Below are 1,041 nucleotides of genomic sequence, written 5' to 3' on the forward strand. Positions count from 1 at the left end.
CTTGCCGGTACCGGAAGGACCGATGATGACGACAATCTCCCCCTTCTTTACCTCAAGATCGATGCCGTTGAGCACCTGATTTCCGTCATAGGCCTTGGAGAGACCCGTTAGGTTGATCATGACAGGCCTCCTTTAATAAGCACGGTTCAGCCGCACTTCCAGCAGATGCTGCAAGCGGGTGAAGAAGATGACCACCACCCAGTAGATCAGCGCCACCGCCATGAAGCTCTCGAAGAACTTGAAGGAGGAGGCCGCTTCCATCTGGGCCTTGCCCATGATCTCCGCCACTCCCAGGGTAAACGCCAGGGAGGTGCTCTTGATCATGTCGATGAAGTAGTTCATCAGCGATGGTGTCGCGATGCGGGCAGCCTGGGGCAGGATGATCCGCTGCATCGCCTGCAGCCGGCTCATGCCGATGCTGAGGGCGGCTTCCATCTGGCTCTTGTGGATGCCGAGAATGGCTGCCCGGATCGACTCGGCCATGTAGGCGGCAAAGTGCAGGGTCAGGCCGATGATGGCGGCGGTAAAGGCATCCATCCCCACGAAGATGGGGAAGAGCTGCGGCAGCCCGTAATAGAGCAGGAACAGCTGGACGAGCAGCGGTGTACCCCGGAAGAACGAGATATACAGCATCGCCAGCCAGTGAAGTGCGGGAACGCGAAACACCCGTACTATCGCCAGGATCAGCGACAGTACGAGTGCCAATACGAATCCCCACAGGGCCATTTCCATCGTGGTGCCCAGGTATTTGAGCAGGATGGGAAACAGCCCTAGCGTGTACTCGAGGTCAAATTCCATCATTTATTTGCTGGTGATGTCCGCTGCGAACCATTTTTCGGAGATTTTGGTCAGGGTGCCGTCTTTGCGCATGGCGGTGAGGGCATCGTCAACCTTTTTCAGCACGGCCTGCTTTTCCGGGGTCTTCAGGAAGGGCAGGGCGTTCTCGATGGTTTCGAACGGTGCACCAGCCTGTTGCAGCGGCAGCTTGGATTCCTTGATCAGCTGGGCGGTGGAGACGCGGTCCATCACGAAGGCGTCGAT

At 57.6% G+C, this 1,041-nt stretch carries 2 protein-coding genes and 1 pseudogene; all 3 read right to left on the reverse strand.

The window, feature by feature from the left end; genetic code table 11:
• Positions 1–120, reverse strand: a pseudogene (locus tag G5358_RS21305) (amino acid ABC transporter ATP-binding protein); the annotation flags it as partial.
• 12 nt (positions 121–132) lie between these two features.
• Positions 133–801, reverse strand: a complete 669-nt coding sequence (locus G5358_RS21310; protein ID WP_010672283.1) for an amino acid ABC transporter permease — start codon at positions 799–801, stop codon at positions 133–135.
• Positions 802–1,041, reverse strand: a 240-nt coding sequence (locus G5358_RS21315; RefSeq protein WP_421324905.1) for a transporter substrate-binding domain-containing protein, incomplete at its 5' end; no start/stop codon positions are given. It abuts the gene before it with no gap.

Source organism: Aeromonas sp. 604176 (assembly GCF_049170755.1).
GTDB classification, from domain to species: domain Bacteria; phylum Pseudomonadota; class Gammaproteobacteria; order Enterobacterales; family Aeromonadaceae; genus Aeromonas; species Aeromonas veronii_A.